At 57.8% G+C, this 17273-nt stretch carries 12 protein-coding genes and 3 pseudogenes; 10 read left to right on the top strand and 5 right to left on the bottom strand.

What is annotated here, in order from left to right; all coding sequences use genetic code 11:
* Positions 1-64: 64 nt before the first annotated feature.
* From ASC96_RS17950 to ASC96_RS17990, 8 genes are all read left to right on the top strand, one after another.
* Entirely contained in the window at positions 65-277 is a 213-nt protein-coding gene (locus ASC96_RS17950) for a hypothetical protein (protein WP_060504498.1), read from the top strand.
* A 1553-nt stretch (positions 278-1830) separates the two neighbouring features.
* Complete coding sequence (locus ASC96_RS17955; RefSeq protein WP_060504499.1) at positions 1831-4227, top strand: FdhF/YdeP family oxidoreductase; 2397 nt, start codon at positions 1831-1833, stop codon at positions 4225-4227.
* A gap of 261 nt (positions 4228-4488) precedes the next feature.
* Positions 4489-5028: a c-type cytochrome gene (locus ASC96_RS17960; RefSeq protein ID WP_060504516.1), complete on the top strand. Its 540-nt coding sequence runs from the start codon at positions 4489-4491 to the stop codon at positions 5026-5028.
* Positions 5025-6017 carry a cytochrome c oxidase subunit II gene (coxB, locus tag ASC96_RS17965; protein ID WP_060504500.1) on the top strand — a complete coding sequence of 331 codons (993 nt, stop codon included), beginning with the start codon at positions 5025-5027 and terminating at the stop codon, positions 6015-6017. Before ASC96_RS17960 ends, coxB begins: the two co-directional genes overlap by 4 nt.
* Positions 6014-7927 (top strand): cytochrome c oxidase subunit I, encoded by a 1914-nt coding sequence (gene ctaD, locus ASC96_RS17970; RefSeq protein ID WP_060504501.1) that lies wholly within the window; start codon positions 6014-6016, stop codon positions 7925-7927. The genes coxB and ctaD overlap by 4 nt, the downstream gene beginning before the upstream one ends.
* Positions 7924-8526 (top strand): cytochrome C oxidase subunit III, encoded by a 603-nt coding sequence (locus ASC96_RS17975; RefSeq protein ID WP_060504502.1) that lies wholly within the window; start codon positions 7924-7926, stop codon positions 8524-8526. Before ctaD ends, ASC96_RS17975 begins: the two co-directional genes overlap by 4 nt.
* A gap of 319 nt (positions 8527-8845) precedes the next feature.
* Positions 8846-9703, top strand: coding sequence for a cytochrome c oxidase assembly protein (locus ASC96_RS17985; protein ID WP_244482150.1), 858 nt, complete (start codon positions 8846-8848; stop codon positions 9701-9703).
* An 85-nt stretch (positions 9704-9788) separates the two neighbouring features.
* The gene (locus ASC96_RS17990; RefSeq protein ID WP_244482155.1) at positions 9789-10115 is read left to right on the top strand and encodes a c-type cytochrome; all 327 of its coding nucleotides are present in this window, start codon (positions 9789-9791) and stop codon (positions 10113-10115) included.
* A gap of 1 nt (position 10116) precedes the next feature.
* On the opposite strand, the gene ASC96_RS17995 is transcribed toward ASC96_RS17990, so the two are convergent.
* Together ASC96_RS17995 and ASC96_RS18005 are read right to left on the bottom strand one after the other, a co-directional pair.
* The gene (locus ASC96_RS17995) at positions 10117-10968 is read right to left on the bottom strand and encodes a cytochrome c (protein ID WP_244482157.1); all 852 of its coding nucleotides are present in this window, start codon (positions 10966-10968) and stop codon (positions 10117-10119) included.
* A gap of 387 nt (positions 10969-11355) precedes the next feature.
* Entirely contained in the window at positions 11356-11853 is a 498-nt protein-coding gene (locus ASC96_RS18005) for a DUF4142 domain-containing protein (RefSeq protein WP_060504508.1), read from the bottom strand.
* 566 nt (positions 11854-12419) lie between these two features.
* On the opposite strand from ASC96_RS18005, the pseudogene ASC96_RS33910 reads away from it, so the two are divergent.
* Positions 12420-12820 (top strand): annotated as a pseudogene (locus tag ASC96_RS33910) (transposase); the annotation flags it as partial.
* Between the two features lies 1 nt (position 12821).
* A pseudogene (locus ASC96_RS33915) lies at positions 12822-13057 on the top strand (IS3 family transposase); the annotation flags it as partial.
* Between the two features lie 10 nt (positions 13058-13067).
* Here the strand turns inward: ASC96_RS33915 and ASC96_RS33920 are convergent.
* The 3 genes and pseudogenes from ASC96_RS33920 to ASC96_RS18025 all read right to left on the bottom strand — a co-directional run.
* A pseudogene (locus ASC96_RS33920) lies at positions 13068-13385 on the bottom strand (DUF892 family protein); the annotation flags it as partial.
* A gap of 468 nt (positions 13386-13853) precedes the next feature.
* Positions 13854-16004: a catalase C gene (gene catE, locus ASC96_RS18020; RefSeq protein WP_060504509.1), complete on the bottom strand. Its 2151-nt coding sequence runs from the start codon at positions 16002-16004 to the stop codon at positions 13854-13856.
* Positions 16005-16081: 77 nt separating this feature from the next.
* Complete coding sequence (locus ASC96_RS18025) at positions 16082-16585, bottom strand: ferritin-like domain-containing protein (protein ID WP_060504510.1); 504 nt, start codon at positions 16583-16585, stop codon at positions 16082-16084.
* Positions 16586-17273: the final 688 nt, after the last annotated feature.

Raw genomic sequence — 17273 nt, forward strand, 5'->3', positions numbered from 1 at the left:
GAACTCGTATACGAGTCCTGAGGTCCAACGGCACGCCTCAAAATTCCAATGTACATGAGGTCTGATGGACCATCCCGCGGTGTTCCACCTCGAACGCGGGAAGCTTGTCCTAATGGTCGAAGACGAAATGTTCGTGCCCTCTTGCGACACCGATTTCGGCGTTCTGGGGCCTGCCGGATCCGTCCGTAACGATTTGATCTCCTTAAGGCCGAATGCCCTGATGCAGCCGTTCTCGATGCCCGCCCGGCGGCCGAACGGTGACGCCGGTCGCCATTGAACATGGGCACTCGGCATCCCCTGTGTTATCGCAAGCGTACGCGATCCCTCCGAGCTTGCGTCCGCACCTGCACCTTCCGACGTAGCTGCCCTCGGCAACCTGACGGACCTTGATCGCCTGGTCGGGTGATTCAGGCTTTTTTGCAGATGACGGGGTGGCGATGAATGCGCTCCCCCTTGTCCATCGCCACGCTTTCACTATCTCAGATCCGTCCTCGAATTTGGAGCCTCGAGATGGAAGACCAGGTTGCGCAATTGATGGCCGTCGCGGAGGTGGAGATAATTCCGCCGCAGCGCGACGAGGGGGGTGATTGTACGGAGCGATGCATTTGCTGTGGACGTCGAACCGTCCTTGACACTGATGGCTGTGGTATCTGCGAGGAATGTCTCGCTTCCTGAAGACCACGAAGGGTAAGAAGTACGGTAACTCCTGCTCCGTCGTTAAAGAATCAGCCAGCGTTGCCCGCCATCTCGGCGACGGACAACCTTTGTGGCTGTGGACGTCCGTGATTCGGGCCCAGATTCTAGGGTCACTACAATCGCTGTGGCTGGTTTTCCGTTTGGAATATTCAGCTATGGAAAGGTCAGCCAAGCTATGGTGCCGCCAACCACTATAAACGTCACTGGCACAGCCAGAAATCTCAACATCCCAAGATTTGTGTTGATGTGGCCGACCCAAGCAAACCACCAAGTTGGTCCCTGCCCTCCATCTGCCATAACGCACACTTCTCCCCGTTAATCGACCCTCGCCCAACCGGCTCCTGTTCAGATTGTTCCACACCATTTGAGCGGGCTCTCGAAGTCGCTTGGACTCCACGGGGTGTCGTTGAAGGTGTACGCTGTTATCCAACGGTCGGCTGCCGCCGAACCGGAAGTTTTGCCATCGCGCTGCCCAATTTTCTCCCGGCGACGGAACTATTAGTGGCTGTGTCGGTTCGCTGCTGTCGAACCGGAATTTGGAGCCGGTGGAGGAGACTGTGAGCCAGGCGAGAGGCGTCCGACACATGAATTGCGAATACAATCGTACCCTTAGTGTGCTGCATGCGTCTGAGGATTGACAATGGTGGACATCAAATACGGCCGGACCTATTGCCCCGATGGACTTAGCAATCAGATCGGGGCGAGAACCCCATCTTCGCTCTGTCAAAACGTTCACCGTTCCTGCAGCAGGTCGGATGCTGTCGTTTCAGGTCTCCTAGCATACGAGCATCATTCATCGGACGCCAACGGGCCAGGAGATGCGCCGCCAAATGTCTTGGTGGCATCGATGTTTTTGTCCGACTCTCTCCAAAGGGGAAGGGGGCGTCGCTTGCGCCTTGCACTCGACGAGCCTAGGTCGGAGCGAAAGTGCGCAATTGGTGACTTTAGAAGTCTTTCGTCCGTTTCTGAATTCCAAGTGCGTTACGGCGCCCACTTTGTCTGCTCAAGCCCACTCAACCCGCCTTTGCTCGTCGCGATCGAGGGGTACCGCGCGGATGGGACATTGAGCAGGCGGTGCTTGAACCCGTTGTATAAGCGTAGGGTCTCGTGTGAAGGCAAGCGGAGGGCTCCGTCATGAGTGGTAGTTCTTCCACGCCGACAGTTCGTACCTATACTGGACCCGCCGGCGGGTGGGGGTCAGCAAAGTCCGTCAAGGAAATCTTGCTACGGGAACATGTGCCCGTGCGAGGCGTCAGACTGTTGCGCCACCAGAACAAACCGGAAGGCTACATGTGCGTCAGTTGCGCTTGGGCCAAGCCCGCAAAAACACATCCGCTGGAGTTCTGTGAGAACGGTGCAAAGGCAACGGCCTGGGAAGTCACCAGCCGCCGTGCCGACCGGGCGTTCTTTGACGCCCATACATTGACCGAGCTGGAAATCTGGCGCGACCACGACCTAGAAGAGCAGGGTCGGCTGACACATCCGATGAAATGGGATGCCGCGTCCGACAAATATGTTCCGGTTCCATGGGGGCAGGCCTTTGCCGAGATCGGTAGGGAGTTACAGGCGCTGGCGCCCGAGCAGGTCGATCTTTACACCTCTGGACGGGCATCGCTGGAAGCCAGCTACATGTATCAGTTGTTTGCTAGAATGTATGGCAGCAACAACCTACCCGACAGTTCCAACATGTGTCACGAGAGTTCGTCAGTGGCTCTGCCCGAAAGCCTCGGCGCGTCCGTTGGGACGGCGATCCTGTCAGATTTCGAGAACACTGACTGCATTTTCTACATCGCCCAGAACGTCGGCACGTCATCTCCTCGGATGCTGCACGATCTTCAGGATGCGGTCGATCGCGGCGCAAAGATCGTCACTTTCAACATGCTGCGTGAGCGGGGGCTTGAGCGCTTCGTCAATCCACAATCTCCGACCCAGATGTTGACCGGGCACGAGACGACGATATCCTCTGACTATTATCAGGTGAGGAACGGCGGCGACATCGCAGCGCTATTCGGCGTTTGCAAGGCTCTAATCGAAGCCGACGATGCGCTCAAGGCATCCAGTCTGTCGCAAGTTGCGGGTGAGGACGACAAGCCAGCCGATCCCAAAAGCGCGGCAATGGTGGCTTTTGCCGCCTCGATGGCCGCCGCCGACAAGAAGCATGTTCTCGATCACGATTTCATCAACGAGCACACCGCCGGCTACGAGGAATTTGCCGCAGCTGCGCGCGGACATCAATGGGAGGAGCTCGAGCGCATTTCCGGCTTGTCCCGAGTGCAAATGGCCGAGGCGGCCGTGACCTATGCGAAGTCAAACGCTGTGCTGACTATTTATGGCATGGGGCTGACCCAACACCTGATGGGCGTTCAGAACGTTCATATGTTGGTGAACCTTGCTCTTCTGCGCGGTAATATCGGCAAGCCCGGTGCGAATATCTGCGCGGTGCGTGGCCACTCGAATGTTCAGGGGCAACGAACGGTCGGCATTACGGAAAAACCGGGCCTAGCACCGCTCGACAAGCTGGCTGAACTCTACGGGTTCGAACCGCCGCGCTGGACGGGCCGCTCGACTGTAGAAACCTGTGAGGCAATCATCGACGGGTCGAGCCGCGCCTTCGTGAGCCTCGGCGGTAATTTCCTGAAGGCAATCCCGGAAACTGAAGCGGTGGAGGCGGCATGGCGGAAATTGCGTCTGACGGTACAAATCGCCACCAAGCTTAACCGCAGCCATGTCCTGCATGGCGAAGTCGCCTACCTTCTGCCTTGTCTCGGCCGGATCGAGGTTGATCAGCAAGCGACGGGTCCCCAAGCCGTCTCGATCGAAAGCTCGATCGCTCACTTCCACGGGTCGCGCGGAAAAACGAAGCCCGCTAGCCCCGATCTCCTGTCCGAGCCCGCGATCGTCGCGGGTATCGCCAAGGCTACGCTCGGTGAAACCCATGTTCCCTGGGATCAATGGGTTGGCGACTACGGGACGATTAGAGATGCGATAGAGGCAACCTATCCTGAGACCTTTAGAGATTTCAACAAGCGGCTGTTCCAGCCCGGCGGTTTTCCGCGGCCCTTGCCGGCGCGGGAGCGCAAATGGGTCACCAGCAGTGGCAAGGCCAATTTCATCACGCCCGACAAGCTGTTTCCTGATCTCTCGACCTCCGGGAGAAGTGACGTGCTACATCTGGCGACCCTGCGTTCAAACGATCAATTCAACACGACTATCTACGGCTATAGCGACCGGTTCCGCGGTGTGGAGGGGACGCGGAAAGTGGTTTTCATGAATGGCGAAGACATAGCCGCAATGGGGCTGACAAATGGCATGAGCGTCGATCTCACCACGGCGATCGAGGAGGAGAGGGTACGAACAGTTACTGGATTCCGCGTCGTCGAATACAACATCCCGAGAAGCTCATGCGGGGCGTATTTCCCTGAAACGAATCCGCTGTTTCCCCTGGGCCATCACGACATCCAATCGAAAACGCCGTCCTACAAGCTTCTTCCCATCCTGATTACACCGTCGTCCGAACTGCCTCACGATTAAAGCTTTCTTGGTCCAGGATTGATGATGTCGTCGCGCACGCGCAAAAGTCGGCTGAGTTTGGTGTTCTGGCAGCTCGCTACGGCTGCGCTGGCTGCAACTCTTGCCGCCACAATAGCTTTGAAAATCTCGACACTAAATCCGATGGTTGGCAGTCGCGCGCTTGTTGGCGTTTCTGGACCGGGCGCCCAGCGTTTCACTTTCGCTCAACCGGTCAATAAAACGCGTCACTGGCTCGGCATCCTTGTGGCTTTCCTATCGTGCATGGGATTAGCTGCTCTCCTTGGCTACATCGGGGAACCCCTGAAATTGCGCCAGGACCCTGCCGTCACCTCGGAGCTGGAAAAGATCCGACTCATGCCAAACGGGATCAGCGGCGCGCCGCCGGATGTCGATTTTGCTCTCGGCCAGCCCTATGAAAACGCTTCCTATAACCTTGCCCAAGGTAAACGTCTGTACTCCTGGTTCGGATGCGCCACTTGTCACGGGGATGGTCAGGGTGGGAAGGGACCCTCATTTCTCGACGGCTGGTGGCTGTATGGGCCGGAAATGGTGTCGATTATATCGTCCATCCGCGACGGGCGGCCGCATGGCATGCCATCTTACAAGGACAAGATCCCGATCGAGCAGATCTGGCAGCTGGCAGGATATGTGCAGTCAATTGGAGCCTATCAGGCCAAGGTCGCAGCGCCTGGCCGCAACGATGCAAGGCAAACCCGCCCCGCTGAAAACCGTGCACCCGCTGCGATCCTGTTTGAGCCAGTCCCGACCCGTGTTCATCCCGACCAGGGACCGAACCCATGAGAGCGGTCGCATTTTTCATTCTGTTTGTCCTGACGAGCGTTGCGGGCTGCAGCGGTTCGCAATCAGCGCTCGATGTGGACGGCGCGCCAGCGATCCATCTCAAGGGCCTGATGACAACGTTTGTCTGGATCTGCGGATTTGTGTGGCTGCTCGTCATCGTTGCGCTAATTTACGCGTTGGTGAGGTCACGCACCGGGGATGCTTCAACCCAACCGGACGGTCCTTGGACGAAGATCGTGGTGTCTTGCGCGGTGGTGGCGACCGCCGTTATCATCACTGGACTGACAATCGCAAGTTTTTACACGACGCGCGCGATCGACGGGAGCCATGGCGAAGCTATCACGATCGCCGTCAAGGGCGAGCAATGGTGGTGGCGCATCCGGTATCCAAACCGGGACCCGGCGCTGGAATTCGAAACTGCCAACGAGATCCATATTCCTGTCGGACGGGACGTGCGCCTGCAGCTGGAAAGCGTCGATGTCATCCATTCCTTCTGGGTCCCAAGTCTTGCCGGAAAACAGGACCTCGTTCCCGGCCGTAGCAATACCCTGCTCATTCGCGCCGAGCGGCCCGGGATCTACCGCGGCCAATGCGCCGAGTTTTGCGGCCTGCAGCACAGCCATATGGGAATCTTGGTCGTGGCCGACGACGAGGCGTCCTATGCGCGATGGCTCGCCTCGCAGCGAAAAGACCAATCACAAACCATGAACGCTGAAGCGTCGGCCGGCGAAAAAGTGTTCTTGGCCAAGCCTTGTGCCGCTTGCCATACTGTCCGAGGCAGGTCCTCCACGGGAACAACCGGCCCCGACCTGACCCACGTCGGGAGCCGCCAGACCATCGGCGCCGGGCTCCTTGAGACGACCCCAGGCTCGCTCGCAGCCTGGATTGCCGACCCTCAAACACTCAAACCCGGCAACAACATGCCGATGGTACCACTCACAAGCAACGAACTGCGCCAGATTTCCCGTTACATGGACAGTCTCAAATGAACGCTATTAGTCCAGATCGGGATACCCGGGACAGCCAACTTACCGAGGCAGAGCTTGAGCGACATCTGAACGCGACATGGGGCTCGCCGGGCGGTTTTTGGGGCGCGTTGTCAAATGTCGATCACAAAGTTATCGGTCGGCGCTACATCGTCACGGCTTTCGTGTTTCTAGCCCTCGGCGGTTTCCTGTCGCTTGCCATGCGGCTGCAGCTATCCCAGCCGGAAGCCCGCTTCATCGGTCCCGATCGTTACAATCAGATTTTTACAATGCATGGGACGAACATGATGTTCCTGTTCGCCGTGCCGGTAATGGAGGCGATGGCGATCTATCTCGTTCCTATAATGGTTGGCACCCGCAATATCGCCTTTCCACGACTGAACGCTTTTTCCTACTGGATGTTTCTGGCCGGAGGGATCCTGCTTTGGGTGGCTTTTGCAATCGACACCGGTCCCGATGTCGGCTGGTTTGCCTATCTGCCACTGGCTGGCCCGCAATACGGGACCGGAAAAAGGGCGGACATCTGGGCGCAGATGATTACCTTTACCGAAATCTCCGCCCTAGCGGTTTCGCTGGAACTAGTTGTCACCATCTTCAAACAGCGGGCTCCCGGCATGTCGCTCAATCGCATCCCACTGTTTGTCTGGTCGATGCTGGTCACATCCTTCCTCGTCATACTTGCCATGCCGGCCGTCATGATCGCCAGCACCTCGCTCATCCTCGACCGACTGGTCGGCACACACTTCTTCAATCCCGCTGAGGGCGGTGACGTGTTGTTGTGGCAGCATCTGTTCTGGTTCTTTGGCCATCCAGAGGTCTACATCATTTTCCTGCCAGCCGTCGGCATGGTCTCGACAATTGTCGCGACCTTCACGCAGCGGCCCGTCTTCGGATATCTGGCGATGGTCATGGCTCTGATTACCACGGGAGTGCTGGCGTTCGGGCTCTGGGTGCATCACATGTTCGTCGCCGGCCTGCCTCGGCTCGGCGAGAGTTTCTTTACAGCATCCAGCATGGCGATCGCGCTTCCCGCCGGCCTGCAGATCTTCTGCTGGCTCGCGACGATCTGGTGGGGCCGTCCGATCTTCAAAACGCCGTTCCTGTTCGTCCTCGGCTTCATCTTTACCTTCGTGATCGGTGGACTGACCGGGGTCATGGTCGCCTCGGTTCCGTTCGATACCCAAGTTCATGACACCTATTTCGTCGTCGCCCATTTCCACTATGTCCTGGTCGGGGGCGCCCTGTTTCCGCTGCTCGGCGCAATCTACTACTGGTTCCCGAAGTTCACAGGCCGGATGATGAGCGAGCGGCTGGGGAGGTGGGTCTTCGGCTTGATTGTCGTTGGCTTCAACCTGACCTTCTTTCCGATGCACATTCTGGGCGTGCAAGGCATGCCGCGAAGGATCTACACCTACCAACCCGAGATGCCCTGGGCCGGGTTGAACATGTTCATCAGTCTGAGCGCCTTGATCTTGACGGCCGGTTTCCTGCTGTTTTTTATTGATGTCATTCGAAGCGCACGTCACGGCCAGTCCGCCGGAGCCAATCCCTGGCGGGCATCGACGCTCGAATGGTCGACCGCGTCACCTCCGCCGTGCTATAATTTTCAGCGCATCCCAGTGGTTAGCGACAGCAGGCCACTCTGGACTGACAGCGAAGTCCTGACCGTTGCAAGCGGTTTGCGGGTCGATCGACGTGAATTATTGGTCACGGGGGTGGTCAATGCGTCGCCAGAAGCCCGCGAGTCTTCACCAGGTCACTCGGTCTGGCCCTTCTGGTCGGCAATCGCCACCACCATCGTACTGATCTGGTCGATCTTTACACCGTGGGCGGTCGTTTGGGGTTCAATCCCGGTCGCCATAGCGTTGACGGGGTGGTTCTGGCCCAAGGGCGAACCGGAGGACGAATCGTGAAAGAGGTCGTAGTTCTGGACGTTTCCGATCTGACGGGACATTGCGACGGCAGCGCGAGCCCTGCATGGTGGGGTACGCTTGCCTTTATGCTCATAGAGGGCACCGGGTTCGCACTGGCTATCGTGATTTATCTTTATCTCATGAGCCTCGCGCCGGTCTGGCCAATCGGGGTCGAACCGCCCGACTTGGGCGCCGGGACAGGCATGACCGCTCTCCTGGCGGCAAGCCTCGTTCCCAACCTCCTCGTCTCCCGGTGGGCCAAGCAGCGGGATATGTTCAAGGTGCGTATTGGTCTAATCTTCATGTCGTTCTTCGGGATTGCACCGCTTGTCGTCCGGATCTTTGAGTTTCCGGCCATGCATATCCAGTGGGACCAAAATGCCTATGGATCGGTGGTGTGGCTGCTGCTCGGACTGCACACGACTCACATCCTGACCGACCTTGTCGAGACCCTCGTTCTCACCTGCCTGATGTTCACCCATCACGGCGATAATCTGCGACGCTTCGGAGATGTCAGCGACAACGCGATGTATTGGAATTTCGTGGTCGCCACCTGGATCCCGATCTACGTCTGCATCTACTGGGTTCCGCGGCTATGAAAACTGGGATCGTCCAATATGCCGCTTTGCTCGTTCCCGTCGGCCTCTGGGGTGTGACCACGCAACTGGGGCAGATCTTGCCCTCGGTCGATTGCAATCGCAACACGGCTTTGACCCTGTCTGCCAGCATCTTGGCCGTGATCGTTTCCCTATCTGCGGTGGGTGCCGGAGCAAGGTCGTCGCAATCGAAAGACGGGTATCAAGAGAGCCAATTCGGGATCCTCTGGTGGTGTGGAGGCCTGCTGTTTAGTTTTGCCGTCTTCCTACAGGGAGCAGCAGCTTTGCTGATAAGCCCATGCGAGAGATGATCATTGTCCTCATGTTCGTCATGGCGATGAGCCCCGCGTCGGCCCATGGCACAGACGCGCATTCCGACGGAGCAACCTGGACCTTCGACCCCTGGATCGTCGCACCTCTCGCGATCATGGCGATTGCCTATGGCATGGGATCGGTGAAGATGGTGCGCCGCGTAGCACATGGCAACGGCGCTTTCGCTTCGCGGCTCGGATTTTTTATAAGTGGATGGGCGACGCTTGCTGCGGCGCTGACATCGCCCCTCCATTGGCTGGGCGAGCACCTCTTCACCTTCCACATGATCGAGCACGAAGTGATCATCGCCGTGTCTGCCCCTCTGCTTGCCTTATCGCGTCCGGTGTCAACCTTTGTTTGGGCCCTGCCGAGGCGCGGGCGTCACATTGCTGGTGCCGCGATGAAGAGCGCAGCGATGCGCAGGATCTGGGACTGGTCGACCCGTGGGTTAAACGCCACGTTGCTGCACGGGGTAGCGATCTGGGCCTGGCATCTGCCTTGGCTGTTCGATGCCTCCGTCACCGATATCAGCCTGCATCGCCTGCAGCATCTGAGTTTCCTGATCACCGCCCTGCTGTTCTGGTGGTCGATTTTTTGGCGCTGCAGCCATGGGGCCGCCGCATGGCACCTGTTAGTGACGATGCTACACACCGGTATTCTCGGAGCCCTGATGGCGCTTGCCCCAAGGGTTCTTTACCTCGCCCAGACCGCGGACGCGCGGGCATGGGGACTGACGCCTCTGGAGGACCAGCAGCTTGCCGGCATGCTGATGTGGGTGCCGGCCGGAACGGTCTATGCGGGCGCGGCGCTGATCATGTTGGCCCTTTGGATCAAAGCGTCTGGCTCGCGGGATTTGAGCCATGTCTGACCTGAAGGCTGCAACCCGGCTGACGTTGCTTTTATCGTTATCTGCAGGCCTGTTTGCGGCTGTCACCGTCTTTGTGGTTGCCGGCATGATTGCCGATCGTCAGGAGCGAACCGGAATTGCGCAGGCTTTGACAAACGGTGGCGCCTCACGGGCATTGCCGCTCTTGCGAAAATTCGGGTGCTCCGGATGTCATACGATCCCAGGCGTACCAGGCGCGGACGGCCAGGTGGGAGGACCTCTTTCCGGACTTTCAGGCCGTGTTTATATTGGTGGTGTGCTCACCAATTCGTCCGATCATATGGTTGAGTGGATCGTTGCTCCACAAAGATTCTCTCCGAACACCGCGATGCCAATCACGGGGATTACCGAGGCCGAGGCGAGGGATGTCGCCGCATACCTGTACCAGCGCTGAATCATGGTTCAGGGGTCGGACGCGCGGGCAGGGATTTGATGTATTGGGCAATCGCTTTGCGGTCATCGTCGGACAACATCGCGGTATTGCTGACAACATCGGCCATCGACGAGCCGACGCGTCCGTGATTGGGTGTGTCACCCGTCTCCAGCATTCTAACAATTTGGGATTCAGTCCAACCGCCGATCCCCACCGGGGTGATGTTCGGAACGAAGCCCGTACCCTGCGGATCGATTCCGCCGGCGAACCGCGCGCTCGACTTGATGGCTCCGAAAACATCACGGGTCGAATGACACTCGGCACAATGCGACAGCGCTTCGACGAGATACCGGCCCCGATCGATACCAACAGTTTCAACGTTGCTCCTCAGCTTCGGCTGTGATGGATCAAAGAAGAGTAGTTTCCATAACCCGACGGATCTGCGGATCGCGAACAAAATATTGGGATGGTGCGGTGGAGCCCGTCCAGAGACCGCTGGCAAGGTCTTCAAATATGCGAACAGGTCGCTGATGTCAGCGGCGGTCATGCCGGTGTAGCTTGTATAGGGAAAAGCCGGATAATAATGACGCCGGTCGGGCGACACTCCTGCTACAAGTGCATTCGCCAGGTCGGAAACGCCCCAGCGCCCAATCCCGTCGACGGGATCCGGAGAGATGTTTGGCGGTCGAAAAGTGCCGAAGGGCGAGGCGAGTGCAAGGCCGCCGCCGAGTTTCAGGCGATCTGGCTGCCCAGGCGTTGCGTGACAAGACGCGCAATGAGCCGCATTGAAGACCTGGCGCCCGCGCTCGGTGTCACCAGCCATAAGGGGGAACGGATTGCTGAGGCCAAACGGGGGGCGAGCTGTCGTGAGCATCCATAGGCTGCCAAGACCAACGATTGCTGCCAAGGGCAGGGCGATTAGGGTAAACCTGACACGCATGACGTTCCTTCCGGTTAGGGATCATTGTATCCGTCCTGCCTTCAGCATCTCTCGCAGCGGTATGGGCGCGTACGACCGATCGACGTCTATTGGTCGTCAGCTATTCCGACGTTTTCGGTTGGCGATCGTCCCTAAATGGATCGGGGTGAAGAAGCTGCTGAGAGATTAGGCGCCCAACGACCAGAACAGTGAAAGCGATTAGCAACATTGTGCTCTTCCGCATCTTCGACTCCCTGTGCTGCCGGCTCAGATCAAACGCTTGCGATTCTTCAAGCTCCACCCGCCTCAATGCGCGCGAGGCGGCGTGACGGCGTTTTAAAGCTATTCCTGATCCGTTAGGTCATGAACCCGAACATTGTGCATGTGCAACGTCCCGAGTGTCTTCTGCGCGAATGTTTTCAGAGCCCCGGCGTTGCCGCTTTTTGCAAAGGTATCGAACAAGGTGACTGTCTCTTCATGGGCCGTGACCTGAGTAGAGAAATATGCCTGGTCGAAATCGGTTTCTGCCGCGCCGACCAACGCGTCGAGTTGCTTTTTTCGCCGTTCATCGAGTTGAGACGTGAAACGAACAGCATCCGTTTTCGCCGCTTCCGCCAAGTCTGTGGCTGCCCTGCCATGGTCACGAACCATATCTTTCGCAAATGACACGGCTCGAGGATCATTGGCGCGCTCAACAGCAAGTTGGGCTGCCTCGAGCTCGAAAGTGTTAGAGATGGCGGCTTCTCGCGCAAAGTCCTGTGGGGACAGGCTTTCGTGGGCCAAGACAGATGATTGTATCATGGCAAAAACAAGCGCGAGGAAAATAGTGTTTTTTGGCATCGGAATTTCCCAACTTTAGCGACGGGATCGAACTTTGATGTCGACCGAAAGTTCCTTGCAGGGAAATTGACCTCAACAAGCCTTGTCCTCGTCGATCAGGCGGACGCTAAGCTGTTTGGTGAGGTAACGCCAGCACGTAGGTTCTTGCAAGAAAGGTTGTGTGTGCTAATTGCTGACGATCACCTGATTTGTTAAAGGGGGACTGACACACCGAGTGACACCACGCTTCCAACGGGCTTAATGCGTCAACTTCCCCTTTAACCTTCGGAAAATCTTGTAGGAGCAGAGGGTTTGCGGACAGCTCGGCGATGTTGCAGGCGAGAGGGCCGCGGTTGCGACGTGATAATGGAGCGACTGAAATGGGTTATGTTGCGTTTGTCGATCACGTTCAAATCTGAAGCCCTGTTGCCGAGCCAGATCGGGCAGGCCAAAGCCGCCAGACCCATCGCCGCTCATCACAACACTTGACGCTGTTTGCTAGGCGGAATGTGAGCAAGGGGTCCATGGTCCGGACAGGGTTGTTCATCAGGCAGCAGCAAGGGCTTTTCCGGACGGGATCGCCATGTGAGTCGGACGCTACGGTGAGCATTGTTGCTCGCCGCTACGGCATTCAGCCGAACCAGTTATTCACCTCGCGTAAGCTTGCCACTCAAGGGGCTCTGACGGCAACTGCTGCCGAGGAAGATGTCGTTCCGGCGTCCGAATACCGTGCCCTTCAGCACCAGGTCAAAGAGTTGCAGCGCCTGCTCGGCAAGAAGACGATGGAAGGCGAGATTCTCAGAGAGCCGCTTGAGATCGCCACCGGCCCAAAAAAACGTCTGTTGCGCTCGCTGTCATTGCCGAAGGGAAGTTCCCGATGACGGCTGTGTGCGAGACTTTTGGTGTTGCCCGGTCAAACATGGCTCAGCGTGTGAAACAGCGTCCCTCCAAAGCCCGTGGTCGGCCGCCGCTCGCCGATGATGATCTCNGCGAGACTTTTGGTGTTGCCCGGTCAAACATGGCTCAGCGTGTGAAACAGCGTCCCTCCAAAGCCCGTGGTCGGCCGCCGCTCGCCGATGATGATCTCATCGATGAAATCAAAGCGATCATCTCCGAGATGCCGACCTATGGATATCGCCGGGTTCATGCGATCTTACGCCGTAAAGCGCGCAGCGAGAACCTCCTATGGCCGAATGCCAAACGCGTTTATCGGGTGATGAAGGTGCGCGGCCTGCAGCCTGGGCTGAAGCGATCAGGCCAGCGTCCAGAGCGACCGAGCCCCTGAACTCCTCCACGATCTCTTCGCCTTCGGCAATGATGCCCGAATGGCCTCGAAGGTCTTGCCGCGGGCCGGCTTGCCAATAAATTCAAACACCTGTTGCAGGCGCTCTCTGGCCCTCGGTTTGTTCCTTGTGCTTGAAGAACGCCGCCTTGCCTTCTTCCGACTACGAGGCGCGTGCCATCTTCGGCAGTGCTTTCAGGATGGGCTTTTCGGCATAATAGATGTCCTTCAGCATATTAAGGAACAGGTCGTCCAAAGTCTGCTCTGCTATGGTTTTCCTTTCCGGTGATTTTGGCGCTGACGAACAGTGACAGCGGGTAAAAGTTCCAGAGGGATCTTCGAGATAATTAAGATCGTAGTCGGCCGAACGAGTGCGCATGATTGAGGTGCGCCGGGTTAGGAACCGAGCTTTGGGACATCATGGATGCTAGGCACGCCAGGAGGATCACGGCCATCGGGATCATCAATGAAATGCAATTCGAGCCCTTTGTCAGCCATTCGCTCGGTCATGATCTCGGCTAGACCTCACCGCCCGGTCTGCGCGATCGATCAAGGGTTCCATGCTCGCACTGGTCGGTGATAAGCCAAGCTTTAAGCAAACAGCAATAAGATTGATTTTCAGCGGATATTTCAAACTTTCCTAGTCCGCAGTTGATGCGAGGTGGCCTGTATGTCGGGAAGCGTTGTACGGCGCTCGAGTCCAGATTTTAGGGGCGCGGATTTCTCCGCGCCCTAAATATCACGCGATTGGCGGTGAGGCCTTGCCGAGCTTTATGGAAGGCTCGCGACCCCACACCCGCAACTTGCCAAGCTCCGCGACGAAAGCTGCAACGTCCTTCGCGCTCGATAATGTAATCGTGCCTTCATCGAGGGCGCCGCCGATACCCGCCTTGTCCAGAAGCGGCAACGCCGACTGGTCGCAACCAATATACTTGCAATGCTGGAACGCGTCGGCCACGAAGTCCCGTGCTGCCGCTTCCTTGACGAGGTCGTCAATCGACTGATGAGACGTCAGGAGCACGACGGCGTCGAACAATACAGAAGGGCCGCCGTCAATCATATACTGCGCCTCAATGAAGCTTCCGTCTGCCGCGGTCACGCCGCCGACTTTCGGTGCGATAATCTCGAAGACCGCCTTTTCCTTTGTCACAGCTGCAATCAGGGCCTTAAGCAGATTTGCATCGGCGCCGTCGGCAACGAGGATCCCGAGCTTGCGACCCTCGAAGCGTTTTGGACCTCGTTCGATGATGCTCAGCGCCGGCGAAGGCTCCAGATCCTGTCGGGTGGGCATTGCGGCGTCGGCCGGCTTCGGCATCGATTGGAAGCCGAGTTTTTGCGCCACGGTGGTAGCCAGCGTCTCATCGATATTCATCAGATGCGACACCATCCGCTCCCGGATCACAGCGGTTTCGACCCTACTAAGCTCGAAGGTCAGCGCCATGGCGATATGGCGTTGCTCGGCTCCCGTCTGGCTGATGTAGAATTGCCGCGCCTGGCTGTAGTGGTCGGCAAAACTTTCTGGACGCATGCGAACCTTCTGCCCCTGTTCCTCGGCAGGGAAGTGGCGATAGCCGCGCGCCGGAGACTCCCGTGGCCCTTCGCCGAAGGAGTTGGGCTGGTAGTTGACCCGTCCGACGGGGTTGCGCATGGCCATATGGCCATCCTGCTGAAAGTGCGCGAAGGGACACTTCGGCGCGTTGATCGGCAAATGCGTGAAGTTCGGTCCGCCTAGTCGCTTCAGCTGTGTATCAAGGTAGGAGAAATTCCGACCCTGCAGCAGAGGATCGTTCGAGAAATCGATGCCCGGCGGGACGTTTTGGGTCATGAAGGCGACCTGCTCGGTCTCGGCGAAAAAATTAACGGGCATGCGATCGAGCACAAGACGACCAATCGGACGAACCGGAAGCACTTCTTCTGGAATGATCTTGGTCGGATCGAGGACGTCGAAATCGAAGCTGTCGGCGAAATCCTGGTCAAACAGCTGTACGCAGAGTTCCCATTCCGGGAAGTTACCAGACTGGATCGACTGCCAGAGATCGCGGCGGTGGAAATCGGGATCTGCGCCGTTGATTTTGACGGCCTCATTCCAGGCGACCGACTGCAGACCGAGCTTGGGCCTCCAGTGGAATTTGACGAAGGTGGATTCCTCGCTAGCATTGACGAAGCGAAACGTGTGAACGCCAAATCCTTCCATAAAGCGGAAGGAGCGCGGGATTGTCCGGTCCGACATGATCCACATCACCATGTGCATGCTTTCGGGCGTCAGGCTGATGAAGTCCCAGAAGTTGTCGTGCGCGGTCTGTGCCTGCGGAAAGGCGCGGTCCGGCTCCTGCTTGGCGGCATGGACCATGTCTGGAAACTTGATCGCGTCCTGGATGAAGAAGACCGGAATGTTGTTGCCGACCAGATCCCAGTTGCCTTCTTGGGTATACATCTTAACGGCGAACCCTCGGACGTCGCGGGCGAGATCGGCAGATCCCTTGTTGCCGGCGACGGTTGAGAACCGCACGAAGACCGGCGTCTTCTCGCCCGGCCGCTGGAATACATCGGCGCGCGTGATATCCGACAGCGATTCGTAGGTTTCGAAGAAACCGTGGGCGCCATAGCCACGCGCATGCACAACGCGCTCGGGAATGCGCTCGTGGTCGAAGTGGAAGATCTTTTCCCGGAAATGAAAGTCGTCGATCAGCGCCGGACCGCGAGCACCCACCCTCAACGTGTTCTGGTCGTCGCCAACAGGACCACCCTGGGCGGTCGTAAGGATGTCTTGCCCGTCCTCAGCGATCTGGTGAAGCTCCCCGCCGGCGCCGCGATGGAGCTGCTGGTCATGAATGGTTACCGTGTCGTTGACAGAAGATGTGGTCGTGGCTTTCGTAGTTTGCTTGGCCATCTGATTTTCCTTGCGATGTTGAAAGGATGCCAAATAAGAAAAGGGCCGCCCGTTAGGACGGCCCTTTGACAACAGACTTAGGCGGCCTTGCCTTTGCCTTTGGCGTTTGCCTGAGCCTTGGCGAGTTGCGTCAGCTTTTTGTCGGTGGCTTCTTCCTCGGCCAGGTTCGCCTGCAACAGCGGTACCGCGTTATTGAGACCAAGCTGCTCGGCCCAGGCGATTAGAGTGCCGTAACGGGCGATTTCATAGTGCTCGACCGCCTGCGCCGACGAGATCAAGCCGGCGTCGAGGGCCGGAGAACCCTTGAATTCCTCCATGATCTCCTCGCCTTCGGCGATAATCCCCTGGATAGCCTCGCAGGTCTTGCCGCGGGCCGGCTTGCCGAGCAGTTCGAACACCTGCTCGAGGCGATCGATCTGCCCTTGGGTTTCGTCGCGGTGTTGGAGAAAGCCTGCCTTGCCTTCTTCGGAGTCGGCGGCACGCGCCATCTTCGGCAAAGCTTTCAGAATCTGCTTTTCCGCGAAATAGATGTCCTTCAACGTGTCGAGAAACAAATCGTCGAGTGTCTTTGTGCTAGCCATGATGTCCTCCTTTATGGCGCCAGTGGTATCTGATGCTCATCCGTTAAGACGAGCGTTCAGGCGCCGTCGCAGGGGCGGCAGCGCGGGCTTCAAACCTGTAGTGGGGTGCAAAGTTCCCGACGATAATGAACTTTAGCGACTGAAATCGACGAGTTCTGTTTGGTAACGAGGCTGGTATTCGCTGACCTAAGAGATCGCGACCTTGATGCGGTGACGCGCTCGATGCATTCTTGAGCGCGCCGATATGGACATGGAGATTCCTGACCGATTCTCAAACTGATCAACGGTAGCATCTGAAACGGTTGCATCTGCTGTCGGCACCGTTGCCGATCCATCCACCAGCCAGAACGCCGCTTGGAGCGCGGAGAACTGGCAGCATTCGGGACATCGATCCATCCATGTCTGGCGCCAGGCGATCTATTGCTACCGCGACTTTGGCATTGCCGAGGCTTCGCTCCTGGCCGCCAGCCGCCCATGTGCAGCACGACCCGCCGATCATATGGAGCGTATGGAGAAGTGCGAGCGGACCATCATTCTTCATCACTCCATACGGAGAGGCTGGAAAATGGCCCACGATCTGAGCACTAGGAGGCCGTCCACGATTTCGTGCGGAAGGGGTGGACGTTCAGGCTTTGATTTGATTCAGTCCATTCATGAGCAAGAGTTTTCTCCCTTGGAATGTTGAGCA

It is taken from the genome of Rhizobium sp. Root1204 (genome assembly GCF_001424965.1).
In the GTDB taxonomy this organism is placed as follows: Bacteria; Pseudomonadota; Alphaproteobacteria; order Rhizobiales; family Rhizobiaceae; genus Pararhizobium.